Annotated in this window: 21 protein-coding genes; 2 read left to right on the forward strand and 19 right to left on the reverse strand. The window is 69.7% G+C overall.

From position 1 onward, the window contains the following. Positions 1–99 precede the first annotated feature (99 nt). Both NDW01_RS06245 and msrA read right to left on the reverse strand, forming a co-directional pair. Positions 100–618, reverse strand: coding sequence for a flavoprotein (locus NDW01_RS06245; RefSeq protein WP_252817553.1), 519 nt, complete (start codon positions 616–618; stop codon positions 100–102). Positions 619–621: 3 nt separating this feature from the next. Next, positions 622–1278 carry a peptide-methionine (S)-S-oxide reductase MsrA gene (msrA, locus tag NDW01_RS06250; RefSeq protein ID WP_252817555.1) on the reverse strand — a complete coding sequence of 219 codons (657 nt, stop codon included), beginning with the start codon at positions 1276–1278 and terminating at the stop codon, positions 622–624. A gap of 103 nt (positions 1279–1381) precedes the next feature. Between msrA and rarD the strand changes: the two genes are divergently transcribed. After that, complete coding sequence (rarD, locus tag NDW01_RS06255) at positions 1382–2287, forward strand: EamA family transporter RarD (protein WP_252817557.1); 906 nt, start codon at positions 1382–1384, stop codon at positions 2285–2287. A gap of 8 nt (positions 2288–2295) precedes the next feature. On the opposite strand, the gene NDW01_RS06260 is transcribed toward rarD, so the two are convergent. The 3 genes from NDW01_RS06260 to NDW01_RS06270 form a co-directional block, all read right to left on the reverse strand. Further along, positions 2296–3201 carry a trypsin-like serine peptidase gene (locus tag NDW01_RS06260; protein WP_252817559.1) on the reverse strand — a complete coding sequence of 302 codons (906 nt, stop codon included), beginning with the start codon at positions 3199–3201 and terminating at the stop codon, positions 2296–2298. Between the two features lie 25 nt (positions 3202–3226). Next, a complete protein-coding gene (locus tag NDW01_RS06265; protein ID WP_252817561.1) occupies positions 3227–4123 on the reverse strand; it encodes a trypsin-like serine peptidase in 897 nt (298 codons plus the stop codon). Positions 4124–4216: 93 nt separating this feature from the next. Next, a complete protein-coding gene (locus tag NDW01_RS06270) occupies positions 4217–5125 on the reverse strand; it encodes a trypsin-like serine peptidase (protein WP_252817563.1) in 909 nt (302 codons plus the stop codon). A 169-nt stretch (positions 5126–5294) separates the two neighbouring features. Here NDW01_RS06270 and NDW01_RS06275 point away from each other — a divergent pair, with 169 nt between their 5' ends. Then, a complete protein-coding gene (locus tag NDW01_RS06275; RefSeq protein WP_252817565.1) occupies positions 5295–5870 on the forward strand; it encodes a hypothetical protein in 576 nt (191 codons plus the stop codon). On the opposite strand, the gene NDW01_RS06280 is transcribed toward NDW01_RS06275, so the two are convergent. The 14 genes from NDW01_RS06280 to NDW01_RS06345 form a co-directional block, all read right to left on the reverse strand. Further along, positions 5867–6862, reverse strand: coding sequence for a polyprenyl synthetase family protein (locus NDW01_RS06280; RefSeq protein ID WP_252817567.1), 996 nt, complete (start codon positions 6860–6862; stop codon positions 5867–5869). The genes NDW01_RS06275 and NDW01_RS06280 overlap by 4 nt on opposite strands. A gap of 17 nt (positions 6863–6879) precedes the next feature. Next, complete coding sequence (nuoN, locus tag NDW01_RS06285; RefSeq protein ID WP_252779722.1) at positions 6880–8442, reverse strand: NADH-quinone oxidoreductase subunit NuoN; 1563 nt, start codon at positions 8440–8442, stop codon at positions 6880–6882. An 85-nt stretch (positions 8443–8527) separates the two neighbouring features. Then, complete coding sequence (locus NDW01_RS06290; protein ID WP_252817569.1) at positions 8528–10075, reverse strand: NADH-quinone oxidoreductase subunit M; 1548 nt, start codon at positions 10073–10075, stop codon at positions 8528–8530. Between the two features lie 157 nt (positions 10076–10232). Further along, positions 10233–12173, reverse strand: a complete 1941-nt coding sequence (gene nuoL, locus NDW01_RS06295) for an NADH-quinone oxidoreductase subunit L (protein WP_406567690.1) — start codon at positions 12171–12173, stop codon at positions 10233–10235. Positions 12174–12183: 10 nt separating this feature from the next. After that, complete coding sequence (gene nuoK, locus NDW01_RS06300) at positions 12184–12480, reverse strand: NADH-quinone oxidoreductase subunit NuoK (RefSeq protein ID WP_252779706.1); 297 nt, start codon at positions 12478–12480, stop codon at positions 12184–12186. Beyond that, positions 12477–13307, reverse strand: a complete 831-nt coding sequence (locus tag NDW01_RS06305; protein ID WP_252817572.1) for an NADH-quinone oxidoreductase subunit J — start codon at positions 13305–13307, stop codon at positions 12477–12479. Before NDW01_RS06305 ends, nuoK begins: the two co-directional genes overlap by 4 nt. After that, entirely contained in the window at positions 13304–13831 is a 528-nt protein-coding gene (gene nuoI, locus NDW01_RS06310; protein WP_252802592.1) for an NADH-quinone oxidoreductase subunit NuoI, read from the reverse strand. The genes NDW01_RS06305 and nuoI overlap by 4 nt, the downstream gene beginning before the upstream one ends. After that, positions 13824–15170, reverse strand: coding sequence for an NADH-quinone oxidoreductase subunit NuoH (gene nuoH / locus NDW01_RS06315; RefSeq protein ID WP_252817574.1), 1347 nt, complete (start codon positions 15168–15170; stop codon positions 13824–13826). The genes nuoI and nuoH overlap by 8 nt, the downstream gene beginning before the upstream one ends. Continuing rightward, a complete protein-coding gene (locus tag NDW01_RS06320; RefSeq protein ID WP_252817576.1) occupies positions 15167–17611 on the reverse strand; it encodes an NADH-quinone oxidoreductase subunit G in 2445 nt (814 codons plus the stop codon). Before NDW01_RS06320 ends, nuoH begins: the two co-directional genes overlap by 4 nt. Beyond that, entirely contained in the window at positions 17608–18909 is a 1302-nt protein-coding gene (gene nuoF, locus NDW01_RS06325; RefSeq protein WP_252817579.1) for an NADH-quinone oxidoreductase subunit NuoF, read from the reverse strand. The genes NDW01_RS06320 and nuoF overlap by 4 nt, the downstream gene beginning before the upstream one ends. Next, the gene (nuoE, locus tag NDW01_RS06330; RefSeq protein ID WP_252817581.1) at positions 18906–19649 is read right to left on the reverse strand and encodes an NADH-quinone oxidoreductase subunit NuoE; all 744 of its coding nucleotides are present in this window, start codon (positions 19647–19649) and stop codon (positions 18906–18908) included. The genes nuoF and nuoE overlap by 4 nt, the downstream gene beginning before the upstream one ends. Further along, positions 19646–20992: an NADH-quinone oxidoreductase subunit D gene (locus NDW01_RS06335; RefSeq protein ID WP_252817583.1), complete on the reverse strand. Its 1347-nt coding sequence runs from the start codon at positions 20990–20992 to the stop codon at positions 19646–19648. The genes nuoE and NDW01_RS06335 overlap by 4 nt, the downstream gene beginning before the upstream one ends. Next, entirely contained in the window at positions 20989–21735 is a 747-nt protein-coding gene (locus NDW01_RS06340; RefSeq protein ID WP_308211653.1) for an NADH-quinone oxidoreductase subunit C, read from the reverse strand. Before NDW01_RS06340 ends, NDW01_RS06335 begins: the two co-directional genes overlap by 4 nt. After that, positions 21732–22286 carry a NuoB/complex I 20 kDa subunit family protein gene (locus NDW01_RS06345; RefSeq protein WP_252802605.1) on the reverse strand — a complete coding sequence of 185 codons (555 nt, stop codon included), beginning with the start codon at positions 22284–22286 and terminating at the stop codon, positions 21732–21734. The genes NDW01_RS06340 and NDW01_RS06345 overlap by 4 nt, the downstream gene beginning before the upstream one ends. Positions 22287–22288: the final 2 nt, after the last annotated feature.

Genomic DNA, 22288 nt, shown 5'->3' on the forward strand with positions numbered 1-22288 from the left:
GGGCCAGCACGGCCTGGCTCAATCCTCGCCGCCGTCTCTGGCGGGCGATGCGACGACCGATCTCGGCGCGAGCGTCCACGCTGTGCCTTTCGCCAGGGGCTACCGTGCCCGAAGTGCGGCAAGCTCTGTGAGGATCTGCTCCCAGGGTGGCATACGGGCATCCGGCGGCGCAGACGGATCGAACAGCACCCGCACGCCCATCGAGCGCAACGCGTCGAGGTTGGGACCGAACGCCACATGACGGGCAAGCGCGTCCTTGAGCAGCGGAACCGCCACGATCGGGACACCGGATCCCGCCAACTCACACAGCACACCGACGGCGAACGTGTCAGTGATGCCGGTCGCCCACGTGTTGATCGTGTTAAAGGTCGCCGGAGCGACGATCGCCGCGTCGGCCGGAGGCAGCGCCTTGGGCTCCCCCGGCATCCGCCACTCACTCCGCACCGGCTCACGCGTCAGCGAGGCGAGCCGGTCGGCATCGATGAAGCGCAGTGCCAGCGGAGTGGCGATCACGAAGACGCGCCATCCCGCCGCCTGCGCAAGGACCACCAGGTCCTCAACGTTGGAGGCCGCAGGAGCGGCACAGACCACCAGGTAGAGGACCCCGCGCGAGGTCACGTCCTACTCGGCGCGGGCCACGCCCACCGGGCAGGTGAGGCCGGTGCCGCCGACGCCGCAGTAGCCGTTCGGGTTCTTGGCGTCCGAGAGGTACTGCTGGTGGTAGTCCTCGGCGAAGTAGAACTCACCGGCGGGGACGATCTCGGTGGTGATCTCGCCGTAGCCGGCGGCGTTCAGGACCTTCTGGTACGCCTCGCGGGAGGCGAGGGCGGCGTCGCGCTCGGCGTCGTCGCGGTAGAAGATGACCGAGCGGTACTGCGTGCCGACATCGTTGCCCTGGCGCATGCCCTGGGTCGGGTCGTGGCCCTCCCAGAACGCCTTGAGCAGCTGGTCGTAGGAGATCTTGGCCGGGTCGTACACCACGCGCACGGCCTCGGTGTGGCCGGTGCGGCCGGAGCAGACCTCTTCGTAGGTGGGGTTGGGGGTGTAGCCGCCCGCGTAGCCGACGGCCGTCGACACGACGCCGGGGATCTTCCAGAAGGCGCGCTCGACGCCCCAGAAGCAGCCCTCGCCGAATTCGGCGATCGCGGTGCCCGGCGGGTACGGCGGGGCGAGCGGGGTGCCGAGCACCGTGTGCCGCCCGGCGACGGGCATGGGCGTGTCGCGGCCCGGGAGGGCCTCTTCGGGGGTCACCATCGTCATCTTCGCGAATCCGAACACCCTTGCAGGGTATCTCTCGGCGCAAGCGAACCCCCGTCCGTGTAGCAGCACTGGACAGTACCGTTAAGCATTTACGCTGATTACGGCTTGATACGATTTGGCGGTGGCTGATACCCGTCGTGGCATTGTGTCCGGCATCGCGGCGTACACGATGTGGGGCTTGTTCCCGCTCTACTGGCCATTGCTGAAGCCGGCCGGGGCGCTGGAGATCCTCGCGCACCGCATGATCTGGTCGCTGGTGGCCGTCCTCGTCGTCCTGGCCGTACGTCGGCACTGGGGATGGCTCCGCACGATGGGGCTGCGACGGATCCTGCTGCTGGCGGTCGCCGCGCTGATCATCACGGTCAACTGGGGTACGTACATCTACGCCGTGAACAGCGGGCACACGATCGAGGCGGCCCTCGGCTACTTCATCAACCCGCTGGTCAGCGTGCTGCTCGGCGTCCTGGTCTTCCGGGAGCGGCTGCGGCCCTGGCAGTGGGCGGCGATCGGGGTCAGCGTGGTCGCGGTCGGGGTGCTGGCCGCCGACTACGGCCGGCTGCCGTGGATCGCGCTGCTGCTGGCCTGCAGCTTCGGCACGTACGGGCTGGTCAAGAAGTTCGCGGCGACCGGATCGGCGGAGAGCCTGACGGTCGAGACGGCGGTGCTGTTCGTGCCCGCGCTGGCGTACACGCTGCTCGCGCCGCACCAGACCTTCACCGGGCACGGAGTCGGGCACGTCGCGCTGCTCGCCGGGGCGGGCGTGGTGACGGCGATCCCGCTGATGCTGTTCAACACGGCGGCGACGCGGGTGCCGCTGACCGTCATCGGCATGCTGCAGTACCTCGCGCCGGTCATCCAGTTCCTCATCGGCCTGCTGGTGCAGCACGAGGAGATGCCGGCGAGCCGGTGGGTCGGGTTCCTCCTGGTCTGGGCGGCGCTCGTGATGCTCACCGGGGACGGGCTGCGCGCGGCCCGCTCCAAGCGGCGTACGGCGCCGCGGCCGGAGCCGGTCGCCGAGGCCGCCTGAGACCGTCTCTAGGACTCCCTGTCGGCCTTGACGATGAGCTTGGCGATGTCATCGTCGAAAACGGGGCTGTAGGAACGCCAGTGGGTCGATCCGCCGTCCTGGTGACCGCCGATCGTGCCGATCACGTCGCCGCTCTGTTTCTTGGCGTCGTACCGGAGGAGCCACGGGCTGCCGCTCGTGCCGCCGTACAGGCCCCGGCAGTCGAAGCCGAGCTGGTGCCTCGCCTGCTTGAACGTCCGGTTCGTGCATCGGACCGGTTTGTCCGCCGGGTTGTGGCTCCTGACCGGGTACCCGATCACGGTCACCCGGTTGGTGTACCCCTGGCCGGTGCGGAGGGTGTTCGAGCCGACGACGTCGGCGATGTGACGGCCGCCGACCTTGCGCAGCGCCGCGAAGCCGACGTCGAGGTCCGGGTCGCCGTGTCTCGTCCAGCGCGCGTCGAGCCAGGTCCTGCGGATGGGCCAGACGCCGTACGGCCTGGGTCGCGCGGCGTTGTAGTCCGGCACGAAGGCGATGTGCCGCGCGTAGATGTGCTTCTTCGGGTCGTACAGGCAGTGGGCCGCCGTGAGGATGAGGTCCTTCTTCGGCGTGTGGACGACGCTCGCGGTGCAGTAGTGGCCGCCGTCGCCGTCGTCGTAGAAGAGCGCGCCGACGGACCGGCTGCCGCCGCCCTTCTCGGCGGTGGGCGTTCCGGCCGGGGGCCCGGACGGCTTCCCGGCCTTACGGGCCGATCGGTGTCCCGTCGGAGTGGCGGACGCCATCCGGGAGACGGTCCAGTACGCTGCCGCGCGGGCCGCGTCGGGTTCGGCGTGGCTCACCGCGCGGACCGTCTCCACGTCGGCGGCGGCCGGCGCCGCCACGGAGGGCAGGGCCGCCGTCAGCAGGACTCCCTGCGCCCATCGTCCGATCCGCATCGGGTGCCGGCTCTGGACGTCCCGCTCAGGCCTGGTCGTTCGCGTTGACGGCCAGGTGGCCGATGTCGTCGTCGAACAGCGGGCTGTAGGACCGCCAGTCGGTGTCGCCGCCGCGCTGGTAGCCGCCGATCACTCCGACCACGTAACCGCGCTGCGCCTGGTCGTCGTACTCGGCGATCCACGGACTGCCGCTCGTGCCGCCGGTGAAGCCACCGCAGTCGAAGCGGAGCTGACCGTCGGCCTGCCGGTACGTCTGGCCGGTGCAGCGGATCGGCCGGTCGCTCGGGTTGTTCGACCGCGACGGGTAACCGATCACCGTGACCCGGTTGAAGTAGCCCGTATTGATCAGCAGCTCGTTCGCCCCGACGACGTCGGCGATGCGCCGGCCGTCCATCTCCTGGACGGCGGCGAACGCGACGTCGGCGTCCGGGTCGCCGTGGTCGATCCAGCGCTGGTCGGCCACCATCAGCCAGACCGGCCAGGTGCCGTACGGGCGGTGGCCGCGGCTGTACTTCGGCACGAACACGATGTTGCGGTTCCAGGTACGGCCGCTCGGGCTGTACAGGCAGTGCGCCGCGGTGATCAGGAGATTCCGCTTGGCCGAGCCGACCACGCTGGCGGTGCAGTAGTGCCGGCCGGTGCCGTTGCTGAGGAACAGCGCCCCGACGACGCGGCTGCCGCCGGTGTAGCCGGCCGACGGAACGGCGTCGGGCGGCCCGGCCTGCCGGACGAGGCGGGGGTCGACGGGCGTCGCGGTCTCCATGCGCCGTTCGGTCCAGTACGCCGCGCTGTGGGTTCCCGCGGCGCGGTCGACGAAGCTGACGGCATGCACGCCGTCCGCGCTCGCGGCCGAGGCGTGCGGGAGCGGGGTGAGCGGCGCCAGGCCGGCCAGGACGGCACAGAGCAGTCGTGTGGTCTTCACCCGGGGCTCACCCTCCGTGCGCAGGCGTACACGATGACGAACTATTGCATCATCGCGGCGGCGCCGCCGGGCTTTCGCGAGCCGTGTCGCGATTCAGCCGTGCTTCTTGGCCGTCGTGAAGAGGTTGTTGATGTCCTTGTCGAAGACGGAGCTGTACGAACGCCAGTCGTACTTGCCGCCCTCCTCGTAGCCGCCGATGACGCCCAGCACGTCGCCGCGCCGGGTCGTGGTGTTGTAATTCTTGATCCAAGGACTGCCGCTCGTGCCTCCGTAGAAGCCGTTGCAGTCGAAGTAGATCTGGTACTTGAAGGCCTTGTGGGTCGTGACGTTGCAGTAGATCGGCTTGTCGACGGAGGAGTACTTCTTCATCGGGTACCCGATGACGCGGACCCGGTTCGTGTAGCCCTGGTTGATGACGAGCCGGTTCGCGCCGACGACGTCCGCGATGCGCCTGCCGTTCCGCGTGCCGACCACCGCGAAGCCGAAGTCGAGGTCTGGGTCACGATGGCTCTTCCACCGGGAGTCGACGTACATGGACGTGATCGTCCAGGCGCCGTACGGCCGGGCGCCCTTGGTCTTGCTGTAGCGCGGCACGAAGACGATGTTCTTCGCCCAGCCGTTCGTGCCGTACAGGCAGTGCCCGGCGGTGAGGATGAGGCTCTTCTTGGACGTGCTGACGACGCTGGCGGTGCAGTAGTGGCTGCCGCTGCCGTTGCTGAGGAACAGCGCCCCGACGACCGGGCTGCCGCTCCACGTGTTGGCGGTCGGCCGGCTGGACGCCACGCTCATCTTGCCGCTCGGCGCCTGCGTCGGCCGGCCGTCGAGCGGGGTGGCCGCCGCCATCCGCTTCGGCGTCCAGAACGCCAGGGTGGCCGCGTCGGAGACGCCGTACGGATCGTCCGTCTGCGCACTGGCCACGGTGGCGCCGTGCCGATGGGTGGATCGGGCGACCGCCGGCCCGGCCAGAGTGACCAACGCGGCCGGGATCAGCACAATCGGCATGAATCTCGTCGCGCGCACCACTCACCCCGTTGAAGACATTGTTTAACCCCGGCAAAGCGAACCAATAGCGTAGCCCTAACATCTCCACTCTTGATCAAGGTATGCAGTAACTTGCATGTCCCGTACCGGTCATGGGCGCCAGAGCCCGCGAGGCTCCGAGGAGGACGCAGTGCGAGCAGTTCGTAGGGCCGTCGCGGTCACCGCCGCCGCCGTCACGGCGACCGGGCTGGGCGCCGCGCCTGCCACCGCGGACGGCGTCGCCGTCCTGCCGCGCTCCCCTCACCCCGGGCAGCGCGTCCACATCTCCGTGCCCGGCTGCAGCGTCGGCCCGACGGCCCATGTCGCCAGGTCCCGGGCGTTCACCCGCGACGTCGACCTCTACGGCAAGGCGGACACCGGCGAGGGCGACGCGAGGATCAAGAAGGACCTGCGGCCGGGCCCGTACGCGATCATCGCGTCGTGCGGAGACGGGCGTACGATCCGCGGCGAGGTCGTCGTCGTGGCCAAGGGCGACAAACCCGGCACCCCCGGTACCGGCGGCACGCACTCGTCGGCGCCGGTCATTCCGCCGCCCGGGGCGAAGCCCACCGCGTCCCCGCATGCGCCCGCGAACCTGAGCGCCACACCGACGGCCTCACAGAGCCACGATGACTCGAAGACGCCGTTCCTGGCGATCGGCGCGGTGATGGCCGCGCTGCTGCTCGCGGGCGCCGGAACCCTGCTCGTCCGCCGCCGACGCGATTAGCTCGTACGGGTCAGAACGAAGTCGCAGAGGGACAGGAACGCCGCCCGCGCGGGAACATCCGGCAGGGTCAGCAGCTCGGCGCGGGCCTCGTCGACCCACCGGCGCAGGTCGGCGCGGGCCCGGCCCATCGCCGGATGGGCGCGCAGCAGGGCCAGGGCCTCGGCGTGCCGCGCGTCGTCGGTGAGGTCCGAATCGAGGAGCTCACGCAGCCGGGCGTCCTCGTCCGCCGCCGAACGCAGCACGTGGAGCACCGGCAGCGTGCGGATGCCCTCGCGCAGGTCGGTACCGGGCGTCTTGCCCGACTCCTCCGACTCCGAGGCGATGTCGAGGATGTCGTCGGACAGCTGGAACGCGACACCGATCTTCTCGCAGGCCGCCGTCAGCCTCTCGACGATCTCCGGGCTGGCACCCGCCAGCAGGGACCCCAGCTGCGCGGACGCGGCGATCAGCGAGCCCGTCTTGCCCGCGATGACCTCGATGTAGTGGTCGAGCGGGTCGGCGTCCTCGGCGGGGCCGGCGGTCTCCTGGATCTGCCCGCGGACCAGCCGCGCGAACGTCCGCGCCTGGATGCGCACCGCCTCCGGGCCGAGGTCGGCGAGGAGGTCCGAGGCGCGGGCGAACAGGTAGTCGCCGGTGAGGATCGCGATGGTGTTGTTCCACCGGTTGTTGGCCGAGACCTGACCGCGCCGCATCACGGCCTCGTCCATCACGTCGTCGTGGTAGAGCGTCGCCAGGTGGGTCAGCTCCACCACGACCGCGACCGGGATGACCCCGGGGGCGGCCGGGTCACCGAACTGGGCGGCCAGCAGCACCAGCATCGGCCGGAACCGCTTGCCGCCCGCATCGGTGAGGTGCCGCGAGGCGTCGGTGATCAGCGCGTAGTCGCTGCGCACCGCGTCCCGCAGCGCCTCCTCGACCTCGGCCAGTCTCTCCTGGATGCCTGCTGCGAGTGTGTCATCGACGGCCGGAAGGCCCAGAAGGGCACTACTCACAGACTTCTCCCCAAGTCTCAGCGGACGAACAGCTGATTTGCGGCCGACTGCGCCAGGTGCAGCGCGGGGCCGGGAATCACGCCGAGGACCAGGGTAACGAACGCCCCAACTGCGACCGCCGCCGCGGTCGTCGGGCTGAAGGCCACACTCGGCCCGTCCGCCAGCGGCTCGCTGAAGAACATCAGCACGATGACCCGGACGTAGAAGAACGCGGCGATGGCGGAGGACACCACACCCACGATCACCAGCGGCATCGCGCCGCCGGCCATCGCGGCCTGGAAGACCGCGAACTTCCCGGTGAACCCGCTGGTCAGCGGGATACCGGCGAACGCCAGCAGGAAGAAGGCGAACGTTCCGGCGACGAGCGGCTGACGCTTGCCCAGGCCCGCCCACCGGGACAGGTGCCCGGCCTCGCCACCGGCGTCACGGACCATCGTGATGACCGCGAAGGCGCCGACCGTGGTGAAGCCGTACGCCGCCAGGTAGAACAGCGTGCTCGACAGGCCCGCCTTGTTGGTGGCGATGACGCCGGTGAGCAGGAAGCCGCCGTGCGCGATGGAGGAGTACGCCAGCATGCGCTTCACGTCGGTCTGGGTGATCGCGACGATCGCGCCGACCAGCATCGTGAGGATCGCGACGGCCCACATCATCGGCCGCCAGTCCCAGCGCAGCGTCTCCAGGCCGACGTAGAACACGCGCAGCACACCGCCGACCGCGGCGACCAGGGTGCAGGAGGCCATCAGCGCGGTGAGCGCCGTCGGGGCGCCCTGGTACACGTCCGGCTTCCACGCCTGGAACGGCGCGGCGCCCATCTTGAACAGCAGGCCGACCGAGAGCAGCGCGACGCCCGCGAGCAGCAGCGGCTCGGTGCCGCCCTGCTTGCTGATCGCCGCCGCGATGTCCGACAGCCGCACCGAACCGGCGAAGCCGTACAGCAGCGCGGTGCCGTAGAGGAAGAACGCCGAGGAGAACGCGCCGAGCAGGAAGTACTTGACCGCGGCCTCCTGCGAGAGGAGACGACGGCGCCGCGCCAGGCCGCACAGCAGGTACAGCGGCAGCGACATGACCTCCAGGGCCACGAACATCGTCAGCAGGTCGTTGGCGGCCGGGAAGATCAGCATGCCGCCGACCGCGAACAGCACCAGCGGGTAGATCTCGGTCTGCACCAGGCCCGCGACGAGGCTCTCGCGCTCCTCCGGGCTTCCGGGGACCGTGGACGCCTGCGCCGTGAACGGGCTGTCACCGTTCGTCCGCTCGGCGATCAGCAGCATCGACATCAGGGCGAGGACGAGGATCGTGCCCTGGATGAACAGGGTCGGCCCGTCGACGCCGACCGCGCCCATCGCGGCGACGTGGTGCGGCTGGTCGCCGATGCCGAGCGCGATCGTCCAGGCGAACGCCGCGACCAGGCCGACGACCGAGACCAGTACCTGCAGCCCGTACCGCTGGGCACGGGGCGCGAGGGCCTCGACGAGCACGCCGACGCACGCCGCCCCGAGCACGATCAGGACCGGCGCGAGCCGCCCGTACTCGATGTGGGGGGTCGGGATGTCCCCCGCCGCCATGTAGACCGTGCTCATTGGTCGCTCATCCTTCTCACTCGCTCCGCCGCCGACCTCGTACCTCGGCCGACGACTCCGCTCGCTGCGGCGGATTCGCTCCGGGTCACTGGTGGCTTCCCTTCTCGGCGACCGTCGGCTTCGGGTCCTGCTGGTGGACCTGGATCAGGGTCTGCTTGACCGACGGGTTGATGGCGTCCAGCACCGGCTTCGGGTAGAAGCCGAGCGCGACGATGATCGCGATGATCGGCGCCACGACGATCAGCTCACGCTTGGACAGGTCCTTCATGCCCTTGACCGCCTCGGCGGTCGGGCCGTTCATCGTCCGCTGGTACATCCACAGGATGTAGATCGCGGCGAGGATGATGCCGACCGTCGCGATGACCGCGGGCACCTTGTAGCGCGAGAACGTGCCGACCAGGACCATGAACTCCGAGACGAAGCTCGACAGACCCGGCAGCGACAGACCGGACAGACCCGCGACGAGGAAGGTGCCGGCCAGCAGCGGCGCCACCTTCTGCACGCCGCCGTACGCGTCGATCCGCGCCGACCCGCGACGGGAGATCATGAACCCGGCGAGCAGGAACAGCGCGCCGGTCGAGAACCCGTGGTTCACCATGTACAGCGTCGCGCCGCTCTGACCCGACGAGGTCATCGCGAAGATGCCCAGCGTGATGAAGCCGAAGTGGGAGACCGACGTGTAGGCGATCAGGCGCTTGATGTCGACCTGGCCGATCGCGAGGACCGCGCCGTACACGATGCCGATCACCGACAGCGTCAGCACCACCGGCGTGAACCACTTCGACGCGCCCGGGAACAGCTCCAGGCAGAACCGCAGCATCCCGAACGTGCCGACCTTGTCCAGCACGCCGACGATCAGCACGGCGGCGCCGGCCGGGGCCTGGCCCGCGGCGTCCGGCAGCCAGGTGTGGAACGGCACCAGCGGCGCCTTGATCGCGAAGGCGATGAAGAAGCCGAGGAACAGCCACTTGGCCGTGGTCGGCGAGATGTGATGCAGGATCTCCGGGGCGCGCAGCTCGTCGAACAGGAACGTGCCGTGGCCCGCGTTCGCCGACACGACGTACAGGCCGATCACCGCGGCGAGCATCAGCAGGCCGCCGAACAGCGAGTACAGCAGGAACTTGACCGCGGCGTACGAGCGCTGCGGCCCGCCGTAGGACCCGATGATGAAGTACACCGGGATCAGCATCGCCTCGAAGAAGACGTAGAAGAGGAAGACGTCGGTCGCCGCGAAGACGCCGACCATCATCGCCTCGAGGGCGAGCAGCAGCGCGAAGTAGGTCTTCACCGACCGCTTCGGCGGGGCGTCGACCCCGCCCGAACGGTCCGCGTCGTTCCAGGAGGCCAGCACGACCAGCGGAACGAGGATCGTCGACAGCAGGATCAGCACCAGGGCGACGCCGTCGACGCCGACCGCGTAGTGCACGCCGAACTGCTTGATCCACCAGTACTTCTCGGTGAACTGGAAACGCTTGCCGTTCGGGTCGAACTGCACCGCCATGACGATGGACAGCACCGCCACGACGAGCGTGACGCCGAGCGCGACCTGCTTGGCCAGCGCGTCACGGCCCTTCGGCAGCAGCGCGACGAGCAGCGCGCCGACGGCCGGGATCGCGATGAGGGCGGTCAGCATGAGGCCACCTTCCGGTGCGGCAGGGAAGTCGTGGCGACCACTAGATCCTCACCAGGAACAGGGCACCGACGACGAGTGCGGCTCTCCAGCGAGCACGGATGGACAGGGCGTACGACGCCATGCCACCGGTGGTCGGCCACTGCGGCAGTCGTGGCCATCAGATCCTCACCAGGAACAGGGCACCGACGACCAGCGCGGCGCCGACGAACATGGACAGTGCGTACGAGCGGACGAAACCGGTCTGGACGCGGCGGACCCGGCCGGAGGTTCCTCCGATGAACGCGGCGAGGCCGTTGACGACACCGTCGACGCCGCGGTTGTCGAAGAAGACCGTGAGGCGGGTCAGCCACTGACCGGGCCGCATGAGCAGCGACTCGTTCAGCGCGTCGCCGTACAGGTCCTTGCGGGCGAAGGTCACGGCGGGGTTGCCCGCCGGGGCCGTCCGCGGGACCGGGCGGCGCAGGTACTGCACGTACGCGAGGCCGACGCCGACCACCATGAGCGCGAACACGATCGCGGTGTACGGCGTGATCAGCCGGTGCGACGCCTCCGGCTCGCCCACGACCGGCGCGAGGAACTTCGCGAACCGGTCGCCGAGGATGAGGAAGGCACCGCCCGCGACCGAGCCGATGGCCAGCAGGATCAGCGGGACCGTCATGACCTTCGGGGACTCGTGCGGGTGCACGTCCTCGTCCCAGCGCGGCTCGCCGAAGAACGTCATGAACATCAGGCGCGACATGTAGTACGCGGTGATGCCGGCGCCGATCAGGGCGAGCCAGCCGAGGATCTGGCCGGACGTGCCGCCCTTCTCGAAGGCGGCGTCGATGATGCCGTCCTTGGTCCACCAGCCGGACAGGCCGGGGAAGCCGATGATGGCGAGGTAGCCGAGGCCGAACGTCGCGAACGTGATCGGCATGACCTTCCGCAGGCCGCCGAACTTGCGCATGTTCACGTCGTCGTTCATGGCGTGCATGACCGAACCGGCGCCGAGGAACATGCCGGCCTTGAAGAAGCCGTGCGCGATGAGGTGCGCGATCGCGAAGACGTAGCCGGGACGGCCGAGGCCGGCGGCCAGCACCATGTAGCCGATCTGCGACATCGTCGAGCCGGCGAGGGCCTTCTTGATGTCGTCCTTGGCGCAACCGATGATCGCACCGGCGAGCAGCGTGGCGACGCCGACGATCGTGACCAGCAGGCGCGCGTCCGGCGACAGCTCGTAGATCGCGTGCGAGCGGACGATCAGGTAGACGCCCGCGGTGACCATCGTCGCCGCGTGGATGAGCGCCGACACCGGGGTCGGGCCCTCCATGGCGTCCAGGAGCCAGGACTGCAGCGGGAGCTGCGCGGACTTACCGCACGCGCCGAGCAGGAGCAGCAGGCCGATCGCGGTGATCGTGCCCTGCGACGCCTGTGAGGCCTGGCCGAAGACGTCCTGGTAGCTCAGCGAGCCGAACGTCGCGAACATCACCATGATGGCGACGGACAGGCCGAAGTCACCGACCCGGTTGACGATGAACGCCTTCTTGGCCGCCGTGGCCGCGCTCGGCTTGTGCTGCCAGAACCCGATCAGCAGGTACGACGCGAGACCCACGCCCTCCCAGCCGATGTACAGGCCGACGTAGTTGTCGGCCAGCACCAGCAGGAGCATCGCCGCCACGAAGAGGTTCAGGTAGGCGAAGAAGCGCCGCCGGTCCGGGTCGTGGCTCATGTAGCCGATCGAGTAGATGTGGATCAGCGAGCCGACCCCGGTGATCAGCAGAACGAAGCTGATCGACAGCGGGTCGACCAGCAGGTTCATGTCGACCTTCAGCGACCCGGCCGAGATGAAGGGGAACAGGTGCACCAGCCGGCTGCGGCCGTCGGCGTGCTGACCCAGCATCTGGAAGAAGGCGAGGACGCCGACGACGAAGGCGCCCAGGGACATCGCGGTGCCCAGCAGGTGGCCCCACTTGTCGGTACGGCGCCCGCTCAGCAGCAGGATCGCCGCGCCGGCGAGCGGCAGGGCGATCAGCAGCCAGGCGACGGACTGGACGCCCTCGGCCGCCTGGGGGTGGAGTTCCGGCCCACCGGCGGCAAGAACAGCGTTCATCGTGGTCATCGGGATGTCCTCAGTACTTCAGCAGGTTCGCGTCGTCGACCGACGAGGACTTCCTGCTCCGGAAGATCGTCATGATGATCGCCAGTCCGACGACGACCTCGGCCGCGGCCACGACCATCACGAAGAACGCGATGATCTGCCCGTCGAGGCTGCCGTGCATGCGGGCGAAGCTCACGAACGCCAGGTTGGTGGCGTTGAGCATGAGCTCGACGCACATGAAGACCACGATGGCGTTGCGGCGGATGAGCACGCCGATCCCGCCGATCGTGAACAGGATGGCGGACAGAACCAGATAGTGGCCCGTCACTGTTCCTCCTCCTCGACCTCGACCGGCTTCTCGATCACGGCCTTGACCGTCTTGGCGCCCTCATGGGCGACCACCTCGGGCGACGCGCCGTGCAGGTCCTCGTGGTCGCCGGTACGGCGCCGGGCGATGACCGGGCTGACCGACAGCTCCGAGATGCTGCCGTCGGGCAGCAGCGCCGGCATGTCGACGGCGTTGTGGCGGGCGTACGTGCCGGGCGGCGGCAGCGGCGAGACGCGGTCGCTCTTGATCCGCTCCTTCGACAGCTGCTTCTGCGTCGGCTTCGGGCGCAGCCGCTCACGGTGGGCGAGGACCATCGCGCCCAGCGCCGCGGTGATCAGCAGGGCGCTGGTCACCTCGAACGCGAAGACGTACTTGGTGAAGATCAGCCGCGCCAGGCCCATGACGTTGCCGCCATTGGCGTTCGCGTCCTTCAGGCCGGCCGTCTTCGGCAGCGTCGCGTGGCCGAAGCCGACGAACAGCAGGACCGCGAAGGCGATGCCCACGATCGCGGCGGCGACACGCTGACCCTTGATCGTCTCGACCAGGGAGTCGGTCGAGCTGACCCCGATGATCATGACGACGAACAGGAACAGCATCAGCACCGCGCCGGTGTAGACGATCACCTGCACGAACGCCAGGAACGGCGCCTCGTTCACGGCGTACAGCACCGCGAGCGAGAACATCACCGCCGCCAGCATCAGCGCCGAGTGCACGGCCTTCCGCGTCAGGATCATGCCGAGGGCCGCCCCGACCGAGACGATCGCGAGGATCCAGAAGATCGCGCTCTCGCCGGTCTGGTGCGCGCCCGCGGCCACTGCCCCGGTCATTTGGCACCGTCCTTGGACTCGCTCTTGGCGCCGAGGCGGTAGTAGTCCTCCTCGGTCTCGCCGAGACGCATCTGGTGCGGCGGGGCCTCCATGGCCTCGGTCAGCGGCGCGAGGAGCATCTCCTTGGTGTAGATGAGGCTCTCACGGCTGACATCGGCGAGTTCGTACTCATTGGTCATCGTGAGCGCCCGGGTCGGGCACGCCTCGATGCACAGCCCGCAGAGGATGCACCGCAGGTAGTTGATCTGGTAGACGCGGCCGTACCGCTCACCCGGGGAGAACCGCTCCTCCTCGGTGTTGTCGGCGCCCTCGACGTAGATCGCGTCGGCGGGACACGCCCACGCGCACAGCTCGCAGCCGACGCACTTCTCCAGGCCGTCGGGCCAGCGGTTCAGCTGGTGCCGACCGTGGAAGCGCGGTGCCGTCGGCTTCTTGACCTCGGGGTACTCCACCACCTCGGTCTTGCTGAGCATCTGGTGGAACGCGACGCCGAACCCCTTGATCGGGTTCAGGAAATCAAGCACGGGTGGCCTCCGCGGAGTTGGGCGCACGGCCGTTGCCGACGCCGTGGTAGTGCGGCGCGTCGAGCGGCGGCACCGGGAAGCCGCCCGCCATCGGGTCGTGCTCGGCCGCGGCCTCCGTCTCCTCCGGCTGCACCTCGCTCGCCGAGACCCGCTCCCACAGGAACGACGCGATGAGCAGCAGGACGACGACGATCGCGGCGACGATCATGATCGGGCCGACGTCGTGGTGCTCGTTGCGCAGGGCCCGCACCACCGACACGAACAGGATCCAGCCGAGCGAGACCGGGATGAGGACCTTCCAGCCGAGCTTCATCAGCTGGTCGTAGCGGACCCGCGGCAGGGCCGCGCGCAGCCAGATGAAGAAGAAGGTGAACATCCAGATCTTGATCAGGAACCACAGGACCGGCCACCAGCCGGAGTTGGCTCCGGACCAGAACCAGGTGATCGGCCACGGCGCGCGGTACCCGCCGAGGAACAGCGTCGTGCACAGCGCCGACAGCGTCGTCATGTTCACGTACTCGGCGAGGTAGAACATCATGAACTTCAGCGACGAGTACTCGGTGTGGTAACCGGCGACCAGCTCGCCCTCGCCCTCGGGCAGGTCGAACGGGATACGGCCGGACTCACCCATCATCGTGAAGATGTAGATGATGAACGACGGCAGCAGCAGGATCGCGTACCAGGACGGCGTGTGGAACGTCACCCCGGCGATCTTGAACGCCGTGCCGTGCGCCTGCGCCGCGACGATCTCGGAGGTGGACAGCGTCCCGGCGAACAGGAACACCGCCACGAACGACAGGCCCATCGCGATCTCGTAGGAGATCACCTGGGCGCTGGAGCGCAGACCGCCGAGCAGGGCGTACGGCGACATTGACGACCAGCCCGCGAGCACGAACCCGTACACGCCGATCGAGGCCATCGCCAGCGGCAGCAGCACCGCGACCGGCAGGTCCGCGAGCTGCAGCGGCGTCTTGTGGCCGCCGATCGAGACGACCCCGCCCCACGGGATGACCGAGAAGGACACCATCGCGGGCGCGGCGGCGAGGATGGGCGCGAGGAAGAACACGACCTTGTCCACGCCGCGCGGGACGATGTCCTCCTTCAGCGCGCCCTTGATGCCGTCGAACAGCGCCTGCAGGATGCCGAAGGGGCCGGCGCGGTTCGGGCCCGGACGCAGCTGCATCCGGCCGATGATCCGGCGCTCCGCCCAGACGGTGATGAGCACCGTCAGCAGCAGGAACACGAAGACGACGAGCGCCTTGAGGATGATGATCCACCAAGGGTCGTGCCCGAAGCTGTTCAGCGTGGCGCCCTCGGCGAGGACGTGCGTCTCGCTCATGCGACGCTCCCGTTCTGAATCTTCACGACCGCCCCGGCCGAAACGCCCAGGTCCCGGTGGACCGCGCAGCCCGGGGAGTTCTCGGGGAGCCAGACCACGCGATCCGGCATGTCGACGATCTCCAGCGGCAGGGTGATCTCGCCGTGCGCCGTGGCCACGGTGACCTTCCCGTCCGCCGCGATCTCTTCGGCCGTCGTCGCGCTGAGCCGCGCGACCGGCGTCTTCGCGGTGCCCGCGAGGTACGGCTCGCCGTCCTGCATCCGGCCCGCGTCGAGCAGCATCCGCCAGGTGGCCAGCAGCGCCTCGCCCTTGCGCGGGTCGGCCGGTACGGTCGCGGACACGCTGGGCAGGCTCGGCCGGTCACCGCGGAACGCGCCGAGCGCGGCCAGCTCGCGGCGGGCCGCCGCCGAGTCCGGCAGGCCCAGGTGGACGTCGAGCTGGTCGGCGATCGCGGCCAGCACCTTCAGGTCCGACATCACGCCGGGGGTCTTGAGCACGACGTCGAACGGGCGGCCGCGGCCCTCCCAGTTGACGAACGTCCCGGCCTTCTGCGTCACCGTCGCGACCGGCAGCACCACGTCGGCCCGGTCGGTGACCGCGCTGACCCGCTGCTCCAGGCTGACGATGAACGGGGTGTTCTCGAGCGCCTCCAGGGCCCCCGCCGGGTCCGGCAGGTCGTACGGGTCGACGCCGCCGATGAGCAGCGCGTCGATCCCGCCGTCCCGCGCGGCGGCGAGGATGCCCGCCGTGTCGCGGCCCGGCGTCTCCGGCAGCGAGCCCACCGTCCAGGCCCGCGCGACCTCGCCGCGGGCGGCGGCGTCGGTGACCGGGCGGCCGATCGGCAGCAGGGTCGGCAGCGCGCCGGCCTCGATCGCGCCGCGCTCGCCGGCCCGGCGCGGGATCCACGCGAGGCGGGCGCCGGTGGCGGTGGCCAGGCGGCCGGCGACCGAGAGGGCGCCGGGCACCGCGGCGAGCCGCTCGCCGATGAGGACGATCGCGCCCTCGGTCTTGAGCAGCTCGGCGGCGGCCTTGCCCGCGTCGTCCAGGCCGGTGCCGGTGATCAGGTCGCCGAGCACCTCCGCCTCGGTCCCCGGCACGGTGGCCAGGAGCGTGCCGGACAGCTTGCGCAGGCCGCGCGTGGCGTACGGCGCGACGGAGTAGACCTTCAGGCCCTTCTTGCGGACCGCCTTGCGGAGCCGCAGGAAGACGATCGGCGACTCCTCCTCCGGCTCGAAGCCGGCCAGCAGCACCGCCGGGGCGTTCTCCAGGTCGGTGTAGGACACCGTGATCGGGCGTCCCGCGACCGTCGCGGCGAGGAACTCGGCCTCCTCGGCCGAGTGCGCGCGGGCACGGAAGTCGATGTCGTTGGTGCCGAGCGCGATCCGGGCGAACTTGCTGTACGCGTAGGCGTCCTCGAGGGTGACGCGACCGCCGGTCAGCACGCCCGCCTTGCCGCGGGCGCGGGCCAGGCCCTCGGCCGCGACGCTCAGCGCCTCCGGCCAGGACGCCGGCTCCAGCACGCCGTCCTCGTTGCGGATCAGCGGGTGGGTCAGGCGGTCGGGCTGGGTGGCGTACGTGAACGCCCACCGGCCCTTGTCGCAGTTCCACTCCTCGTTGACCTGCGGGTCGTCACCGGCCAGCCGCCGCGTCACCTTGCCGCGCCGGTGGTCGGTGCGCTGGGCGCAGCCGGAGGCGCAGTGCTCGCAGACGCTCGGCGTCGACACCAGGTCGAACGGCCGGGAGCGGAAGCGGTACGCCGCGCCGGTCAGCGCGCCGACCGGGCAGATCTGCACCGTGTTGCCGGAGAAGTAGGACTGGAACGGCTCGTCCGTGGCCGCGCCGACCTGCTCCTTGGCACCGCGCTCGAACAGGTCGATGAACGCGTCGCCGGCGATCTGGTCGGAGAACCGGGTGCAGCGGGCGCACTGGATGCACCGCTCGCGGTCCAGCAGGACCTCGGTGGACAGCGCGACCGGCTTCGGGAACGTCCGCTTCGTCTCGACGAACCGGGACTCGCCGCGGCCGTTGGACATCGCCTGGTTCTGCAGGGGGCACTCGCCGCCCTTGTCGCAGATCGGGCAGTCCAGCGGGTGGTTGATCAGCAGCAGCTCCATCACGCCGTGCTGGGCCTTGTCGGCCACCGGCGAGGTGAGCTGCGTCTTGATCACCATGTTCGGCATGACCGTGGTGGTGCAGGACGCCTGCGGCTTGGGCATCGGCCGCCCGTTGCCGGCGTCCGGGATCTCCACCAGGCACTGCCGGCAGGCCCCGATCGGGTCGAGCAGCGGGTGGTCGCAGAACCGCGGGATCTGGATGCCGAGCAGCTCGGCGGCCCGGATGATCAGCGTGCCCTTCGGAACGCTGATCTCGAACCCGTCGATCGTGACGGTGACCAGGTCCTCGCGCTTCTCGACCCCGGTGCTGTCGCTGGTGACGGTCACTTTCCACCTGCCCACGCGGTCGAGGCGGCCCGGTCGAAGGGACAGCCGCCCTGTTCGAAGTGCTGGATGTACTCGTCCCGGAAGTACTGGATGGACGAGGTCACCGGGCTGGTCGCGCCGTCGCCGAGGGCGCAGAACGACCGGCCGAGGATGTTGTCCGACAGGTCCAGGAGGGTGTCGAGGTCCTTCTCGCTGCCCTCGCCCTTCTCCAGGCGCTTGAGCATCTGCTTGTACCAGTAGGTGCCCTCGCGGCACGGCGTGCACTTGCCGCACGACTCGTGCGCGTAGAACTCGCTCCAGCGCAGCACCGCCCGTACGACGCAGGTCGTGTCGTCGAAGAGCTGCAGAGCGCGGGTGCCGAGCATGGAGCCGGCCGCGCCGACGGACTCGAAGTCCAGCGGCACGTCGAGGTGCTCGTCGGTGAACAGCGGCGTCGAGGAGCCGCCCGGCGTCCAGAACTTCAGCCGGTGGCCGTTCCGGATGCCGCCGGCCATGTCGAGCAGCTCGCGGAGCGTGATGCCCAGCGGCGCCTCGTACTGGCCCGGCCGGGTGACGTGCCCGGAGAGGCTGAAGATGCCGAAGCCCTTGGACTTCTCGGTGCCCATCGAGGCGAACCAGTCGGCGCCGTTCGCGATGATGCCGGGAACACTGGCGATCGACTCGACGTTGTTGATCACAGTCGGGCCGCCGTAGAGGCCGGCCACCGCCGGGAAGGGAGGCTTGAGCCGGGGTTGACCGCGGTAGCCCTCGAGCGAGTCGAGCAGCGCCGTCTCCTCGCCGCAGATGTACGCGCCGGCGCCGGAGTGGACGACGAGCTCCAGGTCGAAGCCGGAGCCGAGGATGTTCGTGCCGAGGTAGCCCGCCTCGTACGCATCGGCGACCGCCTGCTGGAGGCGGCGGATGACGTGCAGGACCTCACCGCGCACGTAGATGAACGCGTGGTTCGCGCGGATCGCGAACGCGCTGATGATGATGCCCTCGACCAGCACGTGCGGGTTGGCCATCATCAGCGGGATGTCCTTGCACGTGCCCGGCTCGGACTCGTCCGCGTTGACGACGAGGTAGTGCGGCTTGCCGTCGCCCTGCGGGATGAAGCCCCACTTCAGGCCGGTCGGGAAGCCCGCGCCGCCACGACCGCGAAGGCCGGAGTCCTTCACCGCCTGGATGATGTCGTCCGGGTTCATGCCCAGCGCCGTGCGGAACGCCTGGTACCCGCCGGCGTTCTCGTACCCGCGGAGGGTGAACGAGTCCGCCTGGTCCCACGTCTTGGTGAGGATCGGGGTCAGAGTCGTCGTCATTTGGTGGTCTCCTCGGGCTCAGGAGCGGTCCAGCCCTCGCGCTTGGCCAGTTCGAGACCGACCAGCGACTCCGGCCCGGCCTGCACGCCCTCGCCGGCGCGGCCGTCGTTGAAGCCCGCGAGCACCCGCGACGCCTGCTTCCAGCTGCACACCGAGCCTGGGCCGCGGGTCGGCGCGACCGGCTTGCCGGCGCGCAGGTCGTCGACGAGCTGCTTGGCCTTCTCCGGCGTCATGTCGTCGAAGAACTCCCAGTTGACCATCATCACGGGAGCGAAGTCGCAGGCCGCGTTGCACTCGAGGCGCTCGAGGCTGATCTTGCCGTCCGGGGTCGCCTCGTCGTGACCGACGCCGACGTGCTCGGACAGCTCCTCCCAGATCTGGTCGCCGCCCATGATCGCGCACAGCGTGTTGATGCAGACGCCGACGTGGTACTCGCCGACCGGCTCGCGCTTGTACTGCGTGTAGAAGGTCGCGACGCCGGTGACCTGCGCGGGCGTGATGCCCAGCATGTCGGCGCAGAACTGGATGCCGTCCTCGCTGACGTACCCGACCTCGGACTGCACGAGGTGCAGCATCGGCAGCAGCGCCGACCGCGGCTTCGGATAGCGCGCGATGATCTCCTTGGCGTCGCGCTCGAGTCGCGCGCGGACCTCGGGGTCGAGGGCCGCACCGTCCTCGTGCGCCACGATCCCCGCCGCGCGCTCGGTGCGCTGCTCGTCGCGCTGTTCCTCAGCGCTCATCGGTCGACTCCCCCCATCACCGGGTCGATGCTGGCCACCGCGGCGATGACGTCGGCGACCTGGCCGCCCTCGGACATCGCCGGGGCCGCCTGCAGGTTGGTGAACGACGGGTCGCGGAAGTGCACGCGGTACGGGCGGGTGCCGCCGTCGCTGACCGCGTGACAGCCGAGCTCGCCGCGCGGCGACTCCACCGCGGCGTACACCTGGCCGGCCGGAACGCGGAATCCCTCGGTCACCAGCTTGAAGTGGTGGATGAGGGCCTCCATGGACTGGCCCATGATGTGCGCGATGTGGTTCGGCGAGTTGCCCATGCCGTCCGGCCCCAGCGCGAGCTGCGCCGGCCAGCCGATCTTCTTGTCCTGGACCATCACCGGGCCCGACTTGGCCGAGCCGGAGCTCAGCCGGTCGAGGCACTGCTCGATGATCTTCAGGGACTCTTCCATCTCCGCCATGCGCACGAGGTAGCGGCCGTACACGTCGCACGTGTCCACGGTCGGCACGTCGAACTCGTACGTCTCGTAGCCGCAGTACGGCTGGGTCTTGCGCAGGTCCCACGGCAGGCCCGCGGCGCGCAGGACCGGGCCGGTGACGCCGAGCGCCATGCAGCCGGTCAGGTCGAGGTAGGCGATGTCCTTGGTCCGCGCGACGAACACCGGGTTCGCGTCGAGGAGCTTGCGCAGCTGCTTGAGCCGGCCCTTCTCCCGCTTGACGAAGTCACCGATCTTGTCGATGGCACCCGGCGGCAGGTCCTGGGCGACGCCGCCCGGCCGGATGTAGGCCATGTTCATGCGCAGGCCCGCGACCATCTCGAAGATGTCGAGGGCGTACTCACGCTCGATGAACCCGTTGAGCATGACGGTGGTCGCGCCGAGCTCGAGGCCGAACGTCGCGATCGCGACCAGGTGCGAGGAGATCCGGTTGACCTCCATCATCATCACGCGGATGACCTGCGCCCGCTCGGGGACGTCGTCGGTGATGCCGAGCAGCTTCTCCACCGCGAGGCAGTACGCCGCCTCGTTGAACAGCGGCGAGAGATAGTCCATGCGGGTGCAGAACGTGGTCCCCTGGGTCCACGTCCGGTACTCCATGTTCTTCTCGATGCCGGTGTGGAGGTAGCCGATGCCCAGCCGGGCCTCGTCGACCGTCTCGCCGTCGAGCGTCAGGATGAGCCGGAGCACGCCGTGGGTCGACGGGTGCTGCGGACCCATGTTGACGACCATGCGGTCCTCGTCGCCGGACGCCGCGGCGTCCACGACCTCGTTCCAGTCCTGGCCGTTGACGTTGTAGACGGTGCCCTCGGCGGCCTCGCCCGTGCCGTAGGCGTCGTAATCCGTGGCGGTCATACGTAGGACCTCCTCTCGTCGGGCGGGGGCACCTTCGCCCCGCGGTATTCGACGGGGATGCCGCCGAGCGGGTAGTCCTTGCGCTGCGGGTGGCCCTGCCAGTCGTCCGGCATCATGATCCGGGTGAGCGCCGGGTGGCCGTCGAAGACGATTCCGAACAGGTCGTACGTCTCGCGCTCGTGCCAGTCGTTGGTCGGGTAGACCTTGACCAGCGACGGGACGTGCGGGTCCGCGTCGGGGGCGGTGACCTCGAGCCGGACGCGCCGGTTGTGGGTCATCGACAGCAGCGGGTACACCGCGTGCAGCTCCGAACCGGTCTCCGCCGGGTAGTGCACGCCGGACACGCCGGTGCACAGCTCGAAGCGCAGCGCCGGGTCGTCGCGCAGCACCTGGGCGACCTGCGCCAGGTGCTCGCGGCGGACGACGAGGGTCAGCTCGCCGCGGTCCACGACGACGCGCTCGATCGCCTCGCCGAACTCGGGGTAGGCGCGCTCCAGCGCGTCCGCGATCTCGTCGAACTCGCCCTCGGCGCCGGTCGTGCGCGGACCGCCGTACGGGCGGGGGCTGGAGACCTTGGGCGACTGCCGGACGACGAGCCGGCCGTAGCCGGAGGTGTCGCCGGTCGTCTTGGCGCCGAACATGCCCATCCGGGCGATCGGCTGCTCGCGGCGCTCCTCTTCGGCGTGCGCCGGCAGCTGGTCGGCGGCCTGCTCGGCCTGCTGCTCAGGGTGTTGTGACGTCACGAGACCACCTCGGGCTGGTCCAGGAGCGGGAGCTGGCGGAGCCGGGCCTTCTCCAGCTCCTCGATCTCCCGCTTGCGGTGCACGCCCAGCTTGGTGTTCTGGATCTTGTCGTGCAGCTTGAGGATCGCGTCGAGCAGCATCTCCGGCCGCGGCGGGCAGCCGGGCAGGTAGACGTCGACCGGGACGATGTGGTCGACGCCCTGGACGATCGCGTAGTTGTTGAACATGCCGCCGGAGGAGGCGCACACGCCCATCGCGATGACCCACTTGGGCGAGGCCATCTGGTCGTAGATCTGCCGGAGGACGGGGGCCATCTTCTGGCTCACCCGGCCGGCGACGATCATCAGGTCGGCCTGCCGCGGCGAGCCCGAGGCGCGCTCCATGCCCCACCGGGAGAAGTCGTGGCGCGGGTCGCCGGTCGCCATCATCTCGATGGCGCAGCAGGCCAGACCGAACGTCGCCGGCCAGACCGAGCTCTTGCGCGCCAGGCCGATGACCTGCTCGACCGTGGTCAGCAGGACGCCTGCGGGGAGTTTCTCTTCAAGACCCATTG

The sequence above is a fragment of the Actinoallomurus soli genome (genome assembly GCF_024055715.1).
GTDB lineage: Bacteria > Actinomycetota > Actinomycetes > Streptosporangiales > Streptosporangiaceae > Actinoallomurus > Actinoallomurus soli.

Coding starts and splice junctions, on each gene's coding strand:
- NDW01_RS06260 (WP_252817559.1), bottom strand. CDS start 3,201: ATGCGGATCGGACGATGGGCGCAGGGAGTCCTGCTGACGGCGGCCCTG.
- NDW01_RS06270 (WP_252817563.1), bottom strand. CDS start 5,125: ATGCCGATTGTGCTGATCCCGGCCGCGTTGGTCACTCTGGCCGGGCCG.
- nuoN (WP_252779722.1), bottom strand. CDS start 8,442: ATGAGCACGGTCTACATGGCGGCGGGGGACATCCCGACCCCCCACATC.
- NDW01_RS06290 (WP_252817569.1), bottom strand. CDS start 10,075: ATGCTGACCGCCCTCATCGCGATCCCGGCCGTCGGCGCGCTGCTCGTC.
- nuoL (WP_406567690.1), bottom strand. CDS start 12,173: ATGACCACGATGAACGCTGTTCTTGCCGCCGGTGGGCCGGAACTCCAC.
- NDW01_RS06305 (WP_252817572.1), bottom strand. CDS start 13,307: ATGACCGGGGCAGTGGCCGCGGGCGCGCACCAGACCGGCGAGAGCGCG.
- nuoH (WP_252817574.1), bottom strand. CDS start 15,170: ATGAGCGAGACGCACGTCCTCGCCGAGGGCGCCACGCTGAACAGCTTC.
- nuoF (WP_252817579.1), bottom strand. CDS start 18,909: ATGACGACGACTCTGACCCCGATCCTCACCAAGACGTGGGACCAGGCG.
- nuoE (WP_252817581.1), bottom strand. CDS start 19,649: ATGAGCGCTGAGGAACAGCGCGACGAGCAGCGCACCGAGCGCGCGGCG.
- NDW01_RS06335 (WP_252817583.1), bottom strand. CDS start 20,992: ATGACCGCCACGGATTACGACGCCTACGGCACGGGCGAGGCCGCCGAG.
- NDW01_RS06345 (WP_252802605.1), bottom strand. CDS start 22,286: ATGGGTCTTGAAGAGAAACTCCCCGCAGGCGTCCTGCTGACCACGGTC.